Source organism: Cellulomonas sp. P4_D11 (assembly GCF_056401915.1).
On record NZ_JBFUIK010000022.1, the window covers coordinates 19,656 to 38,655 of the forward strand.

General features: G+C 70.9%; 14 protein-coding genes. 4 read left to right on the forward strand and 10 right to left on the reverse strand.

Translation table 11 applies throughout. The annotated features are described in order from the left end of the window. Positions 1-51: 51 nt before the first annotated feature. The 3 genes from AC1DT4_RS14235 to AC1DT4_RS14245 are packed head-to-tail and all read left to right on the forward strand — an operon-like array spanning position 52 to position 1,603. Positions 52-681, forward strand: coding sequence for a TetR/AcrR family transcriptional regulator C-terminal domain-containing protein (locus tag AC1DT4_RS14235; RefSeq protein WP_477090450.1), 630 nt, complete (start codon positions 52-54; stop codon positions 679-681). A gap of 59 nt (positions 682-740) precedes the next feature. Next, positions 741-1,058, forward strand: a complete 318-nt coding sequence (locus AC1DT4_RS14240; RefSeq protein WP_477090451.1) for an ArsR/SmtB family transcription factor — start codon at positions 741-743, stop codon at positions 1,056-1,058. Beyond that, positions 1,055-1,603, forward strand: coding sequence for an SRPBCC family protein (locus AC1DT4_RS14245; RefSeq protein WP_477090452.1), 549 nt, complete (start codon positions 1,055-1,057; stop codon positions 1,601-1,603). Before AC1DT4_RS14240 ends, AC1DT4_RS14245 begins: the two co-directional genes overlap by 4 nt. Before the next feature lie 99 nt (positions 1,604-1,702). Here the strand turns inward: AC1DT4_RS14245 and AC1DT4_RS14250 are convergent, their stop codons facing one another. From AC1DT4_RS14250 to AC1DT4_RS14295, 10 genes are all read right to left on the reverse strand, one after another. After that, positions 1,703-2,977: a M15 family metallopeptidase gene (locus AC1DT4_RS14250; protein ID WP_477090453.1), complete on the reverse strand. Its 1,275-nt coding sequence runs from the start codon at positions 2,975-2,977 to the stop codon at positions 1,703-1,705. Positions 2,978-3,234: 257 nt separating this feature from the next. After that, on the reverse strand, positions 3,235-3,753 hold the full coding sequence (gene msrA / locus AC1DT4_RS14255) for a peptide-methionine (S)-S-oxide reductase MsrA (RefSeq protein ID WP_477090454.1): 519 nt from the start codon (positions 3,751-3,753) through the stop codon (positions 3,235-3,237). A gap of 169 nt (positions 3,754-3,922) precedes the next feature. Next, positions 3,923-5,854 (reverse strand): glycosyl hydrolase 53 family protein, encoded by a 1,932-nt coding sequence (locus AC1DT4_RS14260; protein ID WP_477090455.1) that lies wholly within the window; start codon positions 5,852-5,854, stop codon positions 3,923-3,925. 164 nt (positions 5,855-6,018) lie between these two features. Further along, entirely contained in the window at positions 6,019-7,056 is a 1,038-nt protein-coding gene (locus AC1DT4_RS14265; RefSeq protein WP_477090456.1) for a LacI family DNA-binding transcriptional regulator, read from the reverse strand. A 50-nt stretch (positions 7,057-7,106) separates the two neighbouring features. Continuing rightward, positions 7,107-9,143, reverse strand: coding sequence for a beta-galactosidase (locus tag AC1DT4_RS14270; protein WP_477090457.1), 2,037 nt, complete (start codon positions 9,141-9,143; stop codon positions 7,107-7,109). Beyond that, on the reverse strand, positions 9,113-11,236 hold the full coding sequence (locus AC1DT4_RS14275; RefSeq protein WP_477090458.1) for a beta-galactosidase: 2,124 nt from the start codon (positions 11,234-11,236) through the stop codon (positions 9,113-9,115). The genes AC1DT4_RS14270 and AC1DT4_RS14275 overlap by 31 nt, the downstream gene beginning before the upstream one ends. Positions 11,237-11,348: 112 nt before the next feature. Next, on the reverse strand, positions 11,349-14,357 hold the full coding sequence (lacZ, locus tag AC1DT4_RS14280) for a beta-galactosidase, LacZ type (RefSeq protein WP_477090459.1): 3,009 nt from the start codon (positions 14,355-14,357) through the stop codon (positions 11,349-11,351). Continuing rightward, positions 14,354-15,166 carry a carbohydrate ABC transporter permease gene (locus AC1DT4_RS14285; protein ID WP_477090460.1) on the reverse strand — a complete coding sequence of 271 codons (813 nt, stop codon included), beginning with the start codon at positions 15,164-15,166 and terminating at the stop codon, positions 14,354-14,356. Before AC1DT4_RS14285 ends, lacZ begins: the two co-directional genes overlap by 4 nt. After that, positions 15,159-16,139: a carbohydrate ABC transporter permease gene (locus AC1DT4_RS14290; protein ID WP_477090461.1), complete on the reverse strand. Its 981-nt coding sequence runs from the start codon at positions 16,137-16,139 to the stop codon at positions 15,159-15,161. The genes AC1DT4_RS14285 and AC1DT4_RS14290 overlap by 8 nt, the downstream gene beginning before the upstream one ends. An 89-nt stretch (positions 16,140-16,228) precedes the next feature. Further along, positions 16,229-17,548 carry an ABC transporter substrate-binding protein gene (locus tag AC1DT4_RS14295; protein ID WP_477090462.1) on the reverse strand — a complete coding sequence of 440 codons (1,320 nt, stop codon included), beginning with the start codon at positions 17,546-17,548 and terminating at the stop codon, positions 16,229-16,231. Between the two features lie 360 nt (positions 17,549-17,908). Between AC1DT4_RS14295 and AC1DT4_RS14300 the strand changes: the two genes are divergently transcribed. Then, positions 17,909-18,940, forward strand: coding sequence for a LacI family DNA-binding transcriptional regulator (locus tag AC1DT4_RS14300; protein ID WP_477090463.1), 1,032 nt, complete (start codon positions 17,909-17,911; stop codon positions 18,938-18,940). Positions 18,941-19,000: the final 60 nt, after the last annotated feature.

Genomic DNA, 19,000 nt, shown 5'->3' on the forward strand with positions numbered 1-19,000 from the left:
CTCTATCACTGATAGATTCGCGGTAGGCAACCATCGGGAAAGGGTGGAGCGATGACGTTGGACCGGGACCAGGTCGTCGCCGAGGCCGTCGCTCTCCTGGACGCCGACGGGCTCGACGGCGTGACGACGCGCAAGCTCGCCACCCGCCTCGGCGTGCAGTCACCCACGCTCTACTGGCACGTGCCGAACAAGGCCGCCCTGGTCACCGCGATCGCCGACGCGATCCTCGCCGACCTCGTCGAGCAGCTGTCGTCGCCGACGCCGGACGATGCCTGGCAGGACTGGCTCTCAGGTCTGGCCCGAGGGCTCCGCCGAGCGTTGCTGGCCCACCCGGACGGAGCGCGGGTCATCTCGGCCGCGCAGCTGTCCGCGGCGATGAACTCCCTCTCCGAGCGCGCCATGAGTGCCCTCGTCGCCGCGGGCGTCCCGCTCCGCAAGGCGCGCGTCATCACCCTGGCCACGGAGCGGTTCACCGTCGGCTACGTGCTCGAAGAACAGGCGCCCCGCCCCGACCAGGCCGCGCTCGAGGGCTGGGATCTCGCCGAGTTCGCGGCGGCCCACCCCACCCTGATCGCGGGGATCACCGACTACTTCGGGGACGGACGCACCCCCGACGACCTCTTCGACGACTGCCTCCAGGTCGTGGTGGCCGGCGCGGTGGCCACGACCTCGGTGCGCTAGTCGGGCAGGGTGTCGCCCGTACCCTGGCGGATACGTAACCGACTGGGTACGCTCGGGTCATGGACGCACTCCTGCACGCCATCGCCGACACCTCCCGGCGCACCCTGCTCGAGATCCTGCGCGAGCACCCTGCGACCGCCGGGGAGCTCGCCGCGGAACTGCCGATCGCCCGGCCCGGCGTCTCCCGGCACCTCCGCGTGCTGCGGGAGGCGGGTCTGGTCGAGGTCCGGCAGCACGCGCAGCACCGCGTGTACAGCCTGCGTCCCGAGCCGCTCGCCGAGCTGGACCAGTGGCTGGAGGCGTACCGCACGCTCTGGCAGAACCGGCTCGACGCCCTGCACACCGAGATCGCCCGAGGAAAGAAGGCCGCGACATGAAGCTCGTCGGAACCCTGCACGCGCTCGACGACGGCCGCGGCGCGGTCCGGGTCGAGGACGTCTTCGCCACCGACATCTCCGACCTGTGGGCGGCCTGCACCACACCGGAACGCCTCGCGCGCTGGATCGCCGTGGTGTCCGGAGACCTGCGGGTCGGCGGGGAGTTCGGCGCCCGCTTCACCAGCGGCTGGGAGGGCACGGGGCGCGTCGAGGCGTGCGAACCACCGCGACGGCTGGTGGTGCGGACCAGGCAGACGGGCGAGCGGGAGGACTCCGTCGTCGAGGTCACCCTCACGCCGGCGGGTGACACGACGGTCCTGGTGATCGAGGAACGCGGGCTCCCCGTCGACGAGCTTGCGGCCTACGGCGCCGGCTGGCAGGTGCACGCCGAGGACCTCGCCGCCGACCTCGACGGCCGGGGACGTTGCGACCTCACGGCACGGTGGGGTGAGCTGATCCCCGCTTACCGCGAGCTGTTCCACAACTCGTTCGGTGCGACCGTCGCCACGTCAGTCGAGCGGGACGGGCAGTCGATCCGACACTGAGCAGCGGAACCTCAGCCGTTCGAGTGCCGCGGCGCGCGTTGTCCCGGGTTCGGCGCCAGGCGCGGCTCATCCTCGGGCTCGGCGGCGCCTACCCGTGCGTCACGGGGCCGAGGATCCCGTGGACGCGGTCGGGCTGCTGCTCGGCGTCGGCGTCGGGACCGGCGTGGCGCTCGGCGCCGGCACCGGCTCGGCGGGAGCGACGCTCGGCTGCTCGACGACGGGCGGCGGGGGCGCGGCCTGGGGCGGAGTGGTCGGCGCTGGGACACCCACGGTGATCGGCACCGACGTGCCGGTGCCGGCGTCGTCCGACGTGCCGAACTCCCAGTGCCATGGCTCGTGGGGGCCGCGGCCGCCCTCGTCCATGTAGGTCGGGTGGTGCCAGCCGTAGGTCATCGCGTTGGCCTTGAGCCAGGCGTACTGCGCGGACCGGTAGCCGTTCACCTGGTCGAGGTCGATCGCCAGGCCCCAGCCGTGGTTGGACGTGCCTGGCACCGCGGCCATCGTCCCCTTGGCCGCTCGGGTGCTGATCTGCTCCTCGAGCGTGCGGTACGAGCCCGTGATCTTCAGGTCGCGGCCGAAGTCCACCCGGTAGGCCGCGTTCAGCCGCGCCAGCGCCTCGGCCGCATCACAGCGCAGGTGCTGGCCCGGCGCGAACGCGACCGTGCAGAGCACCTTCAGGGGGATGGTCCCGTTGGTGTAGCCGTCCGTCGACCGGGCCTGCTCCTCCACCTTGGCGACCGCCGCCTTCGCGTCCTCGTCCCCAGACACCGCGATCTGCTGCGCCGCGACCGTGATGCCGGCCGCGGCGTCCCGGGCCTGGACCGCGGAGGCGGCGGCCGCGACGACGTCGCGGACCTCGGCGGCGGCGTGGGTGGCACCGACGGCCGCGTCGAGCAGCGCCACGTGCGGGTCGGCGGCGACCAGCAGGCGCGTCATCGCGGCGTTCTGCGCCGACTGGTCGCCGAGGTCGAGCGCCACCAGCAGGACGTCGGTCTCGACGCGCTCGACCACGCGGGCCGCCGCGGCGACATCACCGGAGGCCACCTGCTGGCGCGCGCCCTGGACCCGGTCCGGGAGCTGCTCCGCGGTCAGCCCCGACGTGACGGGCGCGGCCGTGGCGTCGACGAGGTCGGGACGGAACAGCGACCGCGAGGCGGCCTTCGTCGTGTCGACCAGCGGGTGGCCGACCAGCGTGACGGTCGCCGTCTCCACGGCCGCCACGCGGTCGTCGAGCCGCGTCAGCGCCTGCGTGTACGCCGGTCCGGTGGGCCCGTGCGCGACCGGCGCCTCGGCGCCGGTCGCCGCCCGCGCGACGTCGGCGGAGTGCGAGGCGTCGATGGGCGGCGCGGCCAGGACGGCCGTCAGGAACACCATCGACGCGAGGACGACGACCGACTCCCACGGCCGCCGACCGTGCCGCGGGCGCGCCGAATGACGACCCTGGGTCGTCCGTCGTGGTCCGAGCACTGGTGTCCTCCGCGATGCGTCGTCCGACGATCCCATCGCGGCACGGGATCCGTCGACCCGCCAGACGGGGGGACTCGGGCCGACGACGAGCACGCCCGCGGCGCACCCTGGTGGTCACCTCGGGACGAATCGGTCCTGATGCGACACCCTGGAGCTGCTCGGCGTCATCCCACCCGCTGCTCGTCGCGGTGCGGGAGCCGCCAGCCCGGGCGCACGTAGTGGCACGTGTATCCGTAGGGGATCTTCTCCAGGTAGTCCTGGTGCTCCTCCTCGGCCTCCCAGAACTCACCGGCCGGCTCGACCTCGGTGACGACCTTGCCGGGCCAGAGCCCGGAGGCGTCGACGTCCGCGATCGTGTCGAGCGCGACCCGACGCTGCTCGTCGGAGGTGAAGAAGATCGCCGACCGGTAGCTGCGGCCGATGTCGTTGCCCTGCTGGTTCTTGGTCGACGGGTCGTGGATCTGGAAGAAGAACTCCAGCAGGTCCCGGAACGAGATCTGCTCGGGGTCGAAGACGATCTCGACGGCCTCGGCGTGGTCGCCGTGGTTGCGGTACGTGGCGTTCGGGGTGTCGCCGCCGGAGTAGCCCACACGCGTGGAGATCACTCCCGGGCGGCGGCGCAGCAGCTGTTGCGCACCCCAGAAGCACCCCCCGGCCAGGATCGCCGTCTCCGTCGTGGCCATCTGCCGCCTCCTTCATCGGGACGGCTGCAGCCGTCGGGCGATCTTGACCCCGCAGCGCGCCGGGGCGCAACCGAAGCGGAGCGCTTCGGGGGTCGCCCACAGGGAGCACGCACGGCACCGGCGGTGGCCCGCGAAGGGCCACCGCCGGCGGTACGTCAGGAGCGAGCGCTCAGGAGGTGACGAGCGCTCTGCGGACGACGTCGACGACCGCGGTCACCGGACCGTGCTCGGCCGTGGTGCCGCTGAGGACGAGCTGTCCGGGGCGGGACGGGGCGCGGGCCGGGACCGCGTCCCAGGTCACGGGCACCGCATGGAGCGTGCCGTCGAAGTCGAGGACGTCGACGGTGGCCGGCAGCCTGAGCGGGCTGGAGGTGCGGACCGTCCGGTAGACGGTGTCGGCGACCACGAACTCGGCGTCGCTGGCCTCGTAGACCTCGATCGTCTCGTGGAACCGGAGCACCGGCCAGGCGCTGTTCGACCAGTCGATCATCTCCTGCCAGTTCGCGGGCTCCCAGACCAGGACGCCGGCGCCCCTGTTGCCGGGCAGGTCGTTCGCGATCCGGAAGACGTCCTGGAGGAAGAGTCCGGCACCCTCCGCGGTCTTGGGGTAGGGCGAGTTCGGGACCGGGAGCCCGTCCCAGTCGTTCGACTGGTGCGACGTCTCGGCGATCTCCATGGCGTAGCCCGGGTGCGCCGCGGCGATCTGGTGCAGGTTCGACTCGTAGTGCTCGGGCGTCCCGTGCCACTCGGGGTAGTAGGAGTGCGCGATGACGTCGATGTCCTGGCCCTTGGCGTTCAGCCGGGTGAGGAACTGGTCCCAGAACTCGAGCGTCTTGTCGACCCGCCCGTTGTCGATGATCGCGTGGGTCTCGACCTGGATGTCCGCGCCGTGGGCCGCCGAGACGTCCCGGACGGCCTTGATGCCCGACGCCTGCAGGGTGGTGAACCGGTCCCAGGCTGCGTCGTAGGCGGCCTGCTCGGCCGGGTCGTCCGAGCCCCAGTAGTCCCAGAGCAGGCCGCCCCCGGGCTGCGAGACGAACGACGGGTCGTGGTTGAAGAAGCACGTGCCGCACCACTCCGAGTCGTCGAACCACGGCTGCGGACGCTCGCTTCCCCACATGAACCCGTTGATGAGCTCGTTGCCCACCGCGACCTTGTCGGGAGTGGTGCCCTGGGCGACGAGCGCGTCGATGGTCGCGTACGTGTAGTCATAGACCGCCTGGGTCAGCTCCTCGAAAGGCAGCTGGCTCCACGCGGCGGGCTTCGCCTGCTTGCTCGGGTCGGCCCACGAGTCGGCGTAGTGCAGGTCGATGCCCAGGCCCATGCCCTGGTCGACCACCTTGCGCGCGACGTCGAGGGTGCGCTCAGGGCTCTGGTACGCGGGATCGAGGTACTCGCCCGTCTGCTCGTCGCGCGGGTCGTTGAAGACGCGCAGGCGGACGTACTCCATGCCCGCGTCGGCTGCCGCCTCGAGGATCGGCACGGGCGCGGCGCCCTCGTCCACGACGTAGGTCAGGCCCTGCGCGTCGTCCTGGTCGGCGTACGAGATGTCCGCGCCCAGCACGACGTCGTCGCGCAGGTAGTTCCACACGGACAGCTCGCTGATGCCGGCGACGGCGCCCGGGGACACGTCGGTGATCGTGACGCGCAGGAAGGCGATCCCGGCGTGTGCGACGAGGTGCTCCTCGCCGCGACCCGGCTGGTCGTTCCGGGTGCGGTCGACGATGGTCTCCCACCGGTGACCGTCCGCGGAGGCCGCGACCATGTACCGGTAGGTGCCGTGCGCGTCGGGAAAGACGAGACCGACCTTCCGGATGTTGTCGTAGGCCCCGCCGAGGTCGAGGACGAGGGAGTGCCGGCCCTTGCCGCGCGCGGTCCAGGCGGTCGTCGGGTCGCCGTCGACGGCGAGTCCCGCACCAGCCTGCGCCGTACTGGCGCTCACCGTGACCCAGGGCTTCGCGGCGAGGTTGCTGCGGACGGGTGCGAAGTTGACCAGGCCGTCGGGTTCCTCGGCCGGGGCGGGTCCCGCGCTGCCGAGGACGAGAGCCCCGGCGGCGAGGAGGGCGAGCGTGGCGGTTCGGCGTCGGCTGATCGGTGGCATGGGACGTCCTTGTCTCATCGAAGTGTGCACGTGCACAGCACCCGGCCACCGTAGGAGCGTAGGAAAGCACGCGTCAAGATGGGGTGTATGCCGCAATCGGTGGGAGCGTGCACAGTCCCCTGGCGGACGTCGACACGCGTGAGGGAGCGGCTGGGACCGGCTCGTCAGGAACGGGTCACAGGGACCACTACGGTGCTCGCGCGCACGACGAGCGAGGTCGGCAGCGTGACGGCGGCCGGTTCCCCGCCCTCGATCAGCTCGACCAGCAGGCGCACCATCTCGCCGGCGATCCGTTCGAGCGGCTGCCGCATGGTGGTGAGCGGCGGGTCGAGCGTCGCTGCGAGCCCGGCGTCGTCGAAGCCTCCGACCGCGACGTCCTGCGGGACGCGTCTGCCGGCCTCGCGGAGCACCTGCAGGGCGCCCGCGGCCATCAGGTCGGAGCCCACGAAGACCGCGTCGAGGTCGGGTCGGCGCTCGAGGAGCGTCCGCATCCCCGCCGCGCCACCGTCGCGGGAGTAGTCGCCGTGCGCCACGAGCGACTCGTCGTAGAGCGACCCGAGCTCGTCGCGGTAGCCCTCGAGCCGGAGCCTGCCCCCGGGGGTGTCGAGGGGGCCAGTGATCGTCGCGATCCTGGTGCGGCCGACGTCGAGCAGGTGCCGCGTCATCCGCCGCCCGCCGCCGAGGTCGTCGGCGGCGACGTAGCCGAGGCTGCCCTCGAAGCCGAGCGGGATGCCGCAGGAGATCATCGGGATGCCCTGCCGCACCAGCGCGTCGAGCAGGGAGTTGCCGCTGTGCGACGAGATCGCGAGGACGCCGTCGACGTGGCCGGCACCCACGTAGGACGAGACCTGCTTCTGCTCGTCGGGGGTGCCCGCAACCATGAGCACGAGCGGCATGCGGCGTGCGGCCAGCGCCTGGGCGGCCCCGCGCAGGAGGATCGAGAAGTTCGGGTCCTCGAAGAGCAGGTGCTGAGGTTCGGTGAGCAGGAACGCCACCGAGTTCGACCGTCCGGTGACCAGGCTGCGTGCGTGCAGGTTGGCGGAGTAGCCGGTGGTCCGGATCGCCTCCTCGACGGCCGCGAGCGACTCCGGGGACACCCAGTGCCCACCGTTGATGACGCGCGAGACCGTGCCCCGGGACACGCCAGCCGCAGCCGCGACGTCACGGATCGTCGGGCGCTTGCGCGGCGCGGTCGGTCCCATCGCACGAGACTCTAGGGGAACGGGATCACACATCAGGCCGTGACCGCGGCTCAGTCTTCTCGGACCACCACCACGCCCAGTGCCGGGACGCCCGCACCCGCCTCGTGCCGTCGGTCAGCCACGAGGTCGTGCCCGGAGACCTGCAGAGGGATGTCGGTGCCGGTGTGGTTGACCGCGAACAGCCAGCTTCCGGTGGCGCTCGTCCGGCGGACGACCTCCAAGCCACCCGGCGACGGGACGAGGGACGACACGCCGGACGCCGCGAGCACGCGTCCGAGCAGAGCGGTGAGGGCCGGGTCGTCGAGGCGGGTCGACAGGTACCACGCGGCACCGCCCGACCGCGTGTCTCGGCGCGTGACCGCCGGGCCGCCCGCCGACGGTCCGTCGACATAGGTCGCCACGACCTCAGCGCCGGTCACCGTCATCCGCTCGGTCCAGACCTCCCCGGTGCTCCCGTCGCTCAGCGTGGTGGTCCGCTCGGCCGCCAACGGCGCGAACTCCTCCACGCGCACCCCCAGCAGGTCTCGGAACGCCCCGGGGTACCCGCCCAGGATGACCCGGTCGGAGCCGTCGACGATGCCCGAGAAGTACGAGACGAGCACCTGTCCGCCGCGAGCCACGACCTCGGTCAGCCGGTCCGACAGGTCCTGCGGCGCGAGATAGAGCGTGGGCACCAGCACGACGTCGTAGCCGTCGAGCGGCGACGCGGCGGGCAGGACGTCCACCGCGACACCCGCGTCGAGCAGCACGCCGTGCATGCGCTTGGCGAGGTCGAGGTAGCGCAGGTCGATGGTGGGATGGGCCTCGAGCTCCGAGGCCCACCACGCCGGCGTGTCCCAGAGCAGGGCCACGCGCGCCCGGTCGACCGTGCTCCCGGCCACCTCGGCGAGCCGGCCCAGGGTGGCCCCCAGGTCGACGACGTCCCGGAACAGCGCAGAGTCGCGCCCGGCGTGCGGAACCAGCCCGGAGTGGTACTTCTCGGCACCGGCGCGGGACTGCCGCCACTGGAAGAAGAGCACCCCGTCCGAGCCCCGGGCGACGTGCTGCAGCGCGTTGCGCAGCATCTGCCCGGGCTCCTTGGCGATGTTGCGCGGCTGCCAGTTCACCGCGCTCGTGGAGTGCTCCATGAGGATCCAGGGGTGGCCCCCGGCCAGCCCGCGCGTCCGGTCGGCGCTGAAGGCGAGCTCCGCCCACCCGCGCGGGTCCTCGCCCCAGAGGTAGTGGTCGTTGGACACGATGTCGACCAACGGCGTGGTCTGCGTGTAGTCGATCTGGTGGAAGTCGCCCATGACCATGTAGTTGGTGGTGACCGGCAGGTGCGGCGTCACCTCGCGCAGCACCGCCGCCTCGGCCTCGAGGTGCGCGACGAACGCGTCGGAGGAGAACCGCTCGAACGCGAGCCGCTGCCCCGGGTTGGGGATCGTGGTGGAGCGTCGGGGCGGCAGGATCTGCTCGAAGGACGAGTAGCGCTGTCCCCAGAACGCGGTGCCCCACTCCAGGTTGAGCGCGTCGATGTCCGCGTACTCCTTGCCCAGCCAGTCGCGGAACGCGGCGGCGGACACGTCGCAGTAGCAGCGCCCGTTGTGGCAGGCGAGCTCGTTGGAGACGTGCCACATCTTCACCGCGGGATGGTGGCCGTACCGCTCGGCGACCACCCGGGCGATCCGCGTGGCGTGGTGCCGGATGACCGGCGAGCTCACGCACCACGACTCGCGGCTGCCGTGCGTGAACCGCAGGCCGTCGGCGTCCACCGGCAGCATCTCCGGGTGCTTCAGGTGCAGCCAGACCGGCGGGGCCGCGCTGGGCGTCGCCAGGTCCACCCCGATCCCGGCCTCGTGCAGCAGGTCCAGGATCCGGTCGAGCCAGCCGAACTCGAACCGTCCCTCCTCGGGCTCGAGCTCGCCCCAGGAGAAGATCCCGACGCTCACCAGCGACACGCCGGCCTCACGCATGAGCGCGACGTCCTCGGCCCAGACCTCCTCCGGCCACTGCTCCGGGTTGTAGTCGGCTCCGAACGCGATGCCCTCGGTGGGCCACGGGCCGGTCCAGCGCGCGCTCACCAGGCCACCGCCACGAGCACGTCCCACGCACCGAGCGTGACGGTGTCGCCCGCGGTGAACCGGGCCGGGGTCGGCCAGGACCCGTGCGGCGCCGCGATGACGTCGAGGTCGGTAGGAACGGTTACCACGATGGCCTCCCAGGACCAGTTGTGAACGACGTGCACGCGCGCGCCGTCGGGTCGGGTCGAGCTGTGGACGGTGATGCTCGGTGGCAGGTCGGACCAGCCGGCGAGCGGGGTCGGTACCAGCCAGTGGGCGAGGCTGCGGGCGAGCGTCAGGTCCGGCACGGTGCCGACGACCGTCACCCGACCGGCGCCGTACGCCCGCGTGGTCACGGCCGCCCAGGCTCCCAGGTGCGGGTCGTCGTACGTGGCGAGGACGGCGGCGCCGTCCGCGACGAGGCACTCGGCCCAGGCGGTCGCCGCGGCGCCCTCGTCGAGCGGGAACGCGGCGGACCCGCGCACCGGGACCGGCGCGTCGAGGTTCGAGAACTCGTCGTACCAGGCCCCGGCCGGCCCGGAGAGGCGCGCGGGCTGGTCCTCGGCCCGCGCGCGTGCCTCGTCGTCCGCGTACCCGGTCCGTGGCCCGACGACCAGGTGCCCGCCGGCCTCGGCGTACCGGCGGAGCCAGTCGAGGTCGCGGTCGGAGGCCGGGTAGTAGCCCGCCGCCACGAGGACCGGGTGCGTGCGGGCGGCGTCCGCCGGCTCCTCGTCGAAGAGGTGGCGCGGGCGCACCAGGCGCACCTGGAGGCCGGCATCGAACGCGCCGCGGTAGAAGGACGCGACGATCCGGGCGTAGCTGTTGCGGTCCCCGGAGCCGTCGGCGAGCTGCAGCGGTGGCTGCGCGGCGAGCGCGAACCGCGCCTTCGTCGAGGACAGGATCGCGATGTCGGCGTCGGGTGTCGCGTCGGCGATCGCGCCGCCCGCCTGGGCGAGCTCACCACCGAGGCGGGCGAGCTCGTCGTACGCCCGACCCGGGCGCCCGCTGTGCGGCAGGACGCCACCCCAGTACGTCTCGGTGCCGTAGTGCAGCGTGTGCCAGTGCCAGTACTCGACCATTCGTGCTCCGCGCGCGACCAGCGCCCAGGCTGCCTGACGCCACTGGCCCGGATAGGCCGGGTAGTTCGAGCTCGGGCCACCGATCGCCTGGGCATCCGTCTCGGTCACCAGGAACGGCTCACCACGGCTGGAGAACATCGTGTCGCCCGACTGGAACAGCGTCCACGTGCCGTTGGTCGTCCAGTACTGCGGCACCACGGCTGCGCTGGGGTGCGCGAGCCCGTCCTGCATGCGGTAGTAGGGGTTCCCGCTCGTGACGTCGAGGACGGCGGCGAGATCGGCGTCGTCGAGGGCCGGGCGCTCGTAGGCGATGCAGGTGGTGACGAACTGGTCCGGCCGGGCGAGCTCGCGGACCGCACGGGCCTGCCACTCGATCATCTCGGTGGTCAGGGTCGCCTGGAACTCGCGCCAGGCGAGGTCGTACTGCGGCTGGGCGTTGCCGTCCGGCGTCCACAGGTCCGCCCACGACGACAGCCGGTGCGACCAGTAGACCAGCCCCCACTCCCGGTTCAGGGTCTCGACGTCGCCGTACGTGTGCCGGAGGTGGTCGACGAACCGCTGGAACACGCCGTGGTTGTGCAGGAGGTGCAGGCCGGGCTCGTTGTCCACCTGGAAGCCGATCACGGCGGGGTGGTCCCGGTAGCGCTCGACGATCTTGCGCAGGATCCGGTCGGCGTAGAGCCGGAACACGGGGTGCGTGAAGTCGGCCTCCTGCCGGGCGCCCCAGCCCATCGGGCTGCCCGTGCGGTCCTCCCCGGCGACCTCGGGGTAGCGCCGGACCATCCACAGGGGCAGCGCGTAGGTCGGCGTGCCGATCACCACGTCGATCCCCCGGGCCCGCGCCGCATCGAGGACGGGCTCGAGCCAGTCCAGCTCGAACCTGCCCTCGTCCGGCTCCCACGTGGACCAGACCGACTCCCCCACCCGGATCACCGAGAACGCGGCGGCCTGCATGAGGTCGAGGTCGCGCTCGAGCGTCTCGGGCTTCGGGTCCTGACCCGGGCCTGCGTACTCGTAGTAGTACGCCGCGCCGAAGCGCACTCGGTCGTGCTGCACAGCCATGGTGGTCTCTCCGTGGTGGTGAAAACTGCGCCCGGCCGCGGTGAACCGGTCGCCGACAGGAGCGCGTGCGCTCCCGTCGGCGACGTCCCGTCCGCCTGTGTCCGGGCCCGGCCTAGAGGAGCCCCCGGAAGGCGAACCGGAACGTCAGCTCGGTCTCCGTGGGCAGTCGGTACTCGGCATGGGTCTGTGCACCCCAGGAGTCGTCGCCACCGACCCCACGCCGCTGGAGCGCCGGCCGCAGGACCGTCTGGTAGATCGGCGGAAGCTCGGTGTGGTGCGCGGCGTTCTCGATCTCGAACGGCGTCCACGGCAGGGCCGACAGCTCCATGCCCTGCTCCGACTCCAACCGCAGGCCGGCACCCTGCTCGTCCGTGACGGTCGCCCAACGCACGCCCGTCCGGCTACCCGCCTCCTGCGGACGCAGGTAGGGCGTGAGCGAGGTACGGACGTCGGCCCCCCACACGCCCAGCCGCGCGCCTGCGCGACGGTCGACGTAGGACTCCTCGGGCCCGTCCCCGTACCAGCGCAGGTGGCGGAACGCGGGGTCGGTCGTCATGAGGAGCGCGAGCTCCGGCATGTCCGACAACCCGGCGCCGGGTCTCACCGTGAGGGTCACCTCGACGCGACCGTCACCGTCCACGAGGTAGGAGAGGTCGCACTCCCCCGCGTGTGCGGGCAGCTCGTACCGGAAGCGCAGGCGAACGCCGGCGTCCGTCTGCTCGACCGCGGGCTCCTCGGGGCCTCGGACGGCCGTCGCGTACCGGCTGGCGACGAGCCACGCGCCGTCCTGCGCGGGGCCGCCCCACCCGTGCTCGTTGGAGGTGGGTGCGTGCCAGAAGCTCGGCTGGGGCACCGAGCGCAGCAGCTCGCGGCCGCCGTCCGGTGTCAGGCCGTAGCGGTACGAGACCAGTCCCCCGTGCAGTCGCGAGAACAGCGTGGTGAAGTGCCGCCCCCGCACGCCCACGTTGTGGATGCCGTGGACGACCTCGGGTGCGGCGGGCCGGCGAGCCGGCGACGAGGCCGGGGCCGGGACGACCACGACCGCCTGCTCGTGGGCCACCTCGTACCCGGCCGACGCCCAGCGCGTGGTGCGCCGCAGCCGGAAGGAGACGTCGACGGTGTACTCCCCGGGCGCGGTCGGCGCCGTGACGGGGAGCGCGTAGATCTGCGACGCCCCCGGGGCGACGGCCGTCTCGAGCACCTCCTCCTGGAGCACCCGGCCCTCCCGGGCGAGGGTCACGACGCACTCGTGCACCGACGACGGGGTGGCGAGGTGACGGTTCTCGACCGTGACCTTGTCGCTGCCCACCGACAGCCGGTAGCCCTGGTAGAGGTACCGCACCTCCTGGGTGAGCGGCTTGAGCGTGCGATCGGCGAAGACGATGCCGTTGCCGCTGAAGTCCCGGTCGTGCGGCGCGTCCCCGAAGTCCCCGCCGTAGCCGAAGTACTCGCGGCCGTCGGGGTCGGTCCGCCGAAGTGCCTGGTCGGCGAAGTCCCAGATGAAGCCCCCCTGGAACAGCGGCTCGCGATAGGCGAGGTCGACGTACTTGTGGACCGCCCCGAACGAGTTGCCCATCGAGTGGGCGTACTCGCACAGCACGTAGGGCTTGTCCCGGTGCGTGGCGAGGAACTCCTCGATCTCGGCCGCCGGCGCGTACATCCGCGAGACGACGTCGGTCGTCTGCGGGTGCCGCGGGTCCCAGTGGACGCCTTCGTAGTGCACCGGCCGGGAGTCCGCGCGACGGAAGTACTCCGCGACCTCCAGGATGTTCGTCCCGCCGAACGACTCGTTGCCGCACGACCACATGACGACGCTCGGGTGGTTCTTGTCCCGCTCGAGCATGCTCTCCGCGCGGTCGAGCAGAGTGGGCAGCCACTCGGGACGATCCCCGGGCAGCGCCTCCTCGACCCCCGCCCCAGCGAACCTGATCCGGTCCCACATCCCGTGCGACTCGAGATTCATCTCGTCGATGACGTACAGGCCGTACTCGTCGCACAGCTCGTAGAAGAACGAGTTGTTCGGGTAGTGGCTGGTCCGCACGGCATTGATGTTGAGCCGCTTCATCAGCTGGATGTCGGCCTCGGTCTGCTCGCGGGTCATCACACGACCCTGGAGGCCGAACTCGTGCCGGTTGACCCCGTTGAACACGACGCGCGACCCGTTGACCTTCAGCAGGCCGTCCTCGATGCCGAACCGTCGCACACCCACCTGCACGGGGACGTGCTCGGACAGCCGGCCCGACGCGTCGTACACGTCGAGCGTGAGGTCGTACCGGTGGGGATCTTCCGCGCTCCACAGCCGCGGGCTCTCGATGCGGACCACGAGCTCGTCGTCCCCGAGGAGCTGTCCGGCACCGCCGACCCTGGCGTCCACCCTGCCGTCACCGGCCAGCGCGACGCGGACGCGCACCGTCGCCTCGGAGAGGTCGTCGGCGACGTCGGTCACCACCCGGACGTCCTCGACGTGCACGCTCGGCCGGCGGTACAGGACGACGTCCCGGAACAGGCCTGAGAACCTGAAGAAGTCCTGGTCCTCGACCCACGACCCGGCGCTCCACCGGACCACCTGCGCCACGATGACGTTGTCACCGTCGACCAGGGCGTCGGTGAGGTCGAACTCCGACGGCGTGAAGGAGTCCGTCCCGTAGCCCACGTAGGCGCCGTTCAGCCAGACCGCGACCGCGCTCTCGGCACCGTGGAAGCTCACGCTCAGCCGCTCGCCGGGCTCGAGCGGGTGCTCGAGGGCGAACGTCCGCCGGTACGTCGCCACGGGGTTGTACCGCTGCGGCACCTGCCCGGGCTCGAGCTGCTCGTAGCCGTCCCACGGGTACTGCACGTTGGTGTACTGCGGACGGTCGTAGCCGAGCAGCTGCACGTGGGCCGGCACCGGCACGTCGTCCCAGCCGGAGTCGTCGACGTCCACCCGCTCGAAGCCGGGGACGACGAGGGCGGGGCTCTTCGCGTAGTGCAGCTTCCACAGCCCGTTGAGGGACTGCTCGAAGGAGCTCGTCCCGGTCGCCGCCTCCTGCGAGGAGGCGAACCACCGGTGGTCGGAGTGCGCGTCGAGCCGGTTCTCCTTGACGTACTCGGGGTCGGCGATCCTGTCGAGGTCGAAGGTCACTTGATGGCCCCCGTGACGCCCTCGGCAAAGCTGCGCTGCAGCAGGAGGAACACGACCACCGTCGGCACCGAGACGATGAACACGGCGAGCATGAGGCTCCCGTAGTCGGTGACGTACCCGGCGCGCATGTTCGAGAGCAGCATCGGCAAGGTCTGGTACGCGTTGTCGACCAGGATCACCTTCGGCCACAGGAAGTTGTTCCACGAGAACAGGAAGGTGATGACACCCGCGGCAGCAAGGGTGGGCTTCATCGTCGGCAGGTAGATGCGAGCGAAGATGCTCACCTCGCCCAGCCCGTCGAGGCGCGCCGCCTCGATGATCTCGTGCGGGAACGTTCGCGAGGCCTGCCGGAACAGCAGGATCAGGAACGGCGTCGCGATGAGGGGCAGGATGACCGCGACCGTCGAGTTCACCAGTCCCAGCTGCGCGAAGAGGCGGAACAACGGGATCATCGTCGCCGCGAACGGGATCATGATCGCCAGGAGCAGGAGGCCCATGACGGCGTCCTTCGCCCGCGAGTGGTAGATCTCGAACGCATACCCCGCGATCGAGCACAGGATCAGGGCGAGCAGGGTCGTCGCGACGGCGTTGACAGCCGAGTGGTAGGCCGCCGTCCCCAGGGGCTGGGCGTCGACGAGCGCCTTGAAGTTGTCGAGGAGGTGGCCGCCCGGCAGCAGCTTGGACGCGAGGACCTCGTTGCTCGTGTTCGTCGCCGACACGGTCATGAAGTAGAGCGGGAAGACCGACAGGATGACGGCGACCGACAGGAACAGGTATGCGGGAATCCGGCGAAGGGTTGTCCTAGTCACGCTTGTCGCCCACCTTCAGCTGAATGGCGGCCAGGATGGCCACGATGACGAGGATCGCGTAGGAGATGGCGGCCGCGTACCCGAAGTTCGGGCTGTTGCGGAACGACACGTTGTACAGGTAGTGCGACACCGACATCGTCGTGTTGCCCGGGCCACCCGCCGTCAGGTTGAACGACTCGTCGAACATCTGGAGCGTCCCGTTGGTCGAGAGGATCGCGCAGAGCAGGATGATGGGCTTGAGCTGCGGCATGGTCACGTACCAGAAGGTCTTGAACCCGTTCGCGCCGTCGACGCGGGCGGCCTCGAGGGTCGACCTGTCGATGTTCTGGAGGGCGGCCAGGAAGAAGATCATGTTGTAGCCGGTCCACCGCCACAGCAGGCCGAGGATGATCACCATCCGGGCCGTGCCCGTCTGGCCGAGCCAGTTGACGGGAGAGTCGAGTATCCCGAACTGCGTGAGCAGGTCGTTGGCGAGGCCGTCCGTCGCGAAGATCTGCCGGAACACCAGCGAGTACGACACGAGGCCCACCGCGCAGGGCAGGAAGATGGCCGTCCGGAAGAATGCCTTCCATCGCAACCACGGCGCGTTGAGCAGGTTCGCCAGCAGCATCGCGAGCAGGAGCATGATCGGGACCTGGATGATCAGGTAGATGAACGTGGTGCTCAGCGTCAGCCGGAACTGGTCGTCCTGGAACAGCCGCTGGTAGTTCAACCACAGTGGCTCTGCCCAGGTCAGCTTGGTCCCGCGTCCCGTCTTCATCGACAGGAAGAGCGCCTGGATCATCGGCCAGAAGTTGACCAGCACGATGATGGCCGCGGCGGGGATGATGAACGTCCACCCGGTCAGGCTGCGGCGGCGCTGTATCGCTGACAGAGGTGCCGCCTTGGGCGGCCTTGCCGGACGGGACTTCTTCGTCCCGGGAGGGGGCGCGCTGGGCGCGCGGCCCTCGGTCGGTGCGGTGGGAGCGGACACGAGCGGCTCACCTCTTCTTCGCTGACGACGGACGGGGCACAGAAGCGGGCGGCGGAGACGTGTGCTGGCCTCCGCCGCCCGCCCTGAGGTCACCCCATGGCGAACTCGACGGTCTGCTGCGCCTGGTCGAGCTCGGCCTTCGGGTCCGCGCCGTTGAGGATGTTGGTGATGGCGACGCTCACGGCGTCGCGACCCTCGTAGTAGTACGCACCCGTGTTGTTGCTGGGCACCTCCGCGGCGAACTTCAGGACGTCGGCGTAGATCGGCTGCCCGCCGAAGAATGCCTGCGGCTCGTTGTAGACGTCCGACTTACCGGCCGGGAGCCAGTTGGCGAGAGCGCCGGACTTCGGGAGGATCGTGTCGTAGAACTCGGTCGAGCCGGCGAACGTCGCGTCGAGGAAGTCGCTGGCGAGCGCCTCGTTGCCGTTCGGGGTGATCGCCCAGGACGAGCCACCGTTGGCGGTGTAGTTCGTCGCGCCGTCGACGCCGTCGAGCTTCGGGACGTTGGTGACGGCCCACTTGCCGGACTGGTCCGCGGCCGACTGGATGGAGCCGGAGATCCACACGCCGTTGACGACGCCGGCCGTGTTCGAGTTCACGATCGTGTTGATGTACTCGTCCCACGAGTTCACCTCGACGAAGACGCCGGACTTGACCAGCTGCCCGTACATGTCGATGGCGGCCAGCAGCGCGTCGTTGTCGGTGATGGTCGGGTTGCCCTCGTCGTCGAACAGGCTCGCGCCGGCGCTCTGCAGCATCATCATGATCGTGTCGGCCGAGTTGGCCTGGCCGGTGAGCAGCGGCTTGCCCGTCTTCGCCAGCACGTCCTTGCCGAGGGTGAGGAACTGGTCCCACGTGATGTCCGTGAAGTCGTCGATCGTGTAGCCGGCCGCCTCGAGGAGGTCCGTCCGGTACGCGCCGATGGCGGTCCCGTTGTCGAACGGCACGCCGTAGTTCGTGTCGTCGACCGTGGAGTACGCCACCACGGAATCGGGGAACTCGCTGAAGTCCACCTTGGAGTCGGCGAAGTTCGCGAAGATGTCCGGGTAGTTGATCACGTTCTTCTGGAACGCGTTGTTCTGCATGAGGAAGATGTCGGGCAGCTGGTCGGTCTCGCCCGACTGGGCCAGCGTGGTCAGCTTGGTCTGCAGGTCGTCCCACGGCGTCTCGACGATGTCGAGCTTGAAGTCCGGGTGGTCAGCCTGGTAGACCTTCTCGGCCTCCTTGAGGGCGTAGATGTTGAACGCCGGGTCCCAGGCCCAGACCGTGAGGGTGTTGTCGCCGGTGCCACCGCTCGCGCCAGTCGTCTCATCCCCGCCTGAGCCGCCGTCTCCACCGCTGCAAGCGGCGAGTGCGAGGCTCAGCGACAGGACTGCGCCCAGCGCGCCGAGCGTGCGTGTCTTCTTCATCGGGTGATCCCTTCGTGCTGTTGGTCGTCCTTGACCGGTGCCGGCTCTCGCCGCGTCGCCGGCCCCGACTCCCCCGGCGCAACGTCGCGGCGGTCGAGCGGGATAGGTCGACAGTGCTGTTGTGAGGTCGTGCGCCGTGCTGTGGTGAGGCGGTTACCAGCGCCAAGCCACAGGGGTCTGGTCCACTCCGACCACGAGCGAAGCGGGCGTTCGCTCGACCTTCTCTGGCATTTGGTGACGTCACCATAGCAGCGGGTTCCGGTTCCGTCGGCGACGGTTTGGTAACGGAAAGACACGCATTTTGCCCTCGCTGGAGCATGTGGTGACGTCACCATCGCTCCGTACCACTAGCATCTCGCCATGACAACCGCGCCAGCGCCCGGCCGCCGCCGTTCGGGCCCCTCGATCGGCGACGTCGCCCGGCTTGCCGGCGTCTCGCCGCAAACGGTCTCGCGCGTCTCGACCGGTGCCGACTCGGTCCGACCGAGCACCCGCGCGAAGGTCGTGCACGCGATGGACCAGCTCGGGTACTCGCCGAACCGGGCGGCCCAGGCGCTGCGGAACGGCACCTTCGGCGCCATCGGGGTGCTCTCGACCGGCTTCCAGCGCACCGGCGAGGCCCTCACCGCCGAGGCCCTCGTCGAGGCCGCCGCGCTCGAGGACTACTCGGTCACGCTCCTGCACGTGCGCAACCCTGCTCGGGAGAGCTGGGACAGCGCGGCGCACCGCATCTCGCACCAGGCCATCGACGGCCTCGTCATCATGCGGGCCGAGCAGGCGTCGCCGGCGACGCTCGCGCTCCCCGCGGGCATGCCCGTCGCGGTGTCCTTCTCCAAGTTCGCGGGCCACTACCCCACCGTCACCGCCGACCAGGTTCAGGGCAGCGAGGATGCGATGCGCCACCTGCTGGGCCTGGGACACCGCACCGTGCACCATCTCGCAGGCCCCCGGGACTCGGAGCACGCCCTGGTGCGCAGCGGCACGTGGCGCCGGTGCCTGCTGGAAGCCGGGATCCGTCCACCCGAGCCGGTGTACGGAGACTGGAGCGCGCACGACGGCTACGCGGCGGGGCTGCGGCTGGCGGCCGACCCCGACGTCACCGCCGTGTTCTGCGCCAACGACGAGATGGCGCTCGGCCTCGTGCGGGCGCTGCACGAGGCGGGCCGCCGCGTGCCCGACGACGTGTCCGTGGTGGGCTTCGACGACATCGCCGTCGCCGGCTGGACCTCGCCGCCCCTCACGACCGTCCGGCAGGACTTCCACGCCATCGGCCGCGCACTCATCACCCTCGTCGTCGGTCAGCTCCGGTCACGGTCCGTACCACCGCCGGCCCTGACGGTCGTGCCTACGGAGCTCATCGTCCGGGCGAGCACCGGACCCCCTCCGCGCTGACCCTCCGACTCGTCGGGACCCCGGACGACCACACCACTAGGGCCGCAGCCCGCCGCACCG

Coding starts and splice junctions, on each gene's coding strand:
- AC1DT4_RS14260 (WP_477090455.1), bottom strand. CDS start 5,854: ATGCCACCGATCAGCCGACGCCGAACCGCCACGCTCGCCCTCCTCGCC.
- AC1DT4_RS14240 (WP_477090451.1), top strand. CDS start 741: ATGGACGCACTCCTGCACGCCATCGCCGACACCTCCCGGCGCACCCTG.
- AC1DT4_RS14245 (WP_477090452.1), top strand. CDS start 1,055: ATGAAGCTCGTCGGAACCCTGCACGCGCTCGACGACGGCCGCGGCGCG.
- AC1DT4_RS14235 (WP_477090450.1), top strand. CDS start 52: ATGACGTTGGACCGGGACCAGGTCGTCGCCGAGGCCGTCGCTCTCCTG.
- AC1DT4_RS14250 (WP_477090453.1), bottom strand. CDS start 2,977: ATGGTGTTCCTGACGGCCGTCCTGGCCGCGCCGCCCATCGACGCCTCG.
- AC1DT4_RS14300 (WP_477090463.1), top strand. CDS start 17,909: ATGACAACCGCGCCAGCGCCCGGCCGCCGCCGTTCGGGCCCCTCGATC.
- AC1DT4_RS14275 (WP_477090458.1), bottom strand. CDS start 11,236: ATGGCTGTGCAGCACGACCGAGTGCGCTTCGGCGCGGCGTACTACTAC.
- msrA (WP_477090454.1), bottom strand. CDS start 3,753: ATGGCCACGACGGAGACGGCGATCCTGGCCGGGGGGTGCTTCTGGGGT.
- AC1DT4_RS14295 (WP_477090462.1), bottom strand. CDS start 17,548: ATGAAGAAGACACGCACGCTCGGCGCGCTGGGCGCAGTCCTGTCGCTG.
- AC1DT4_RS14265 (WP_477090456.1), bottom strand. CDS start 7,056: ATGGGACCGACCGCGCCGCGCAAGCGCCCGACGATCCGTGACGTCGCG.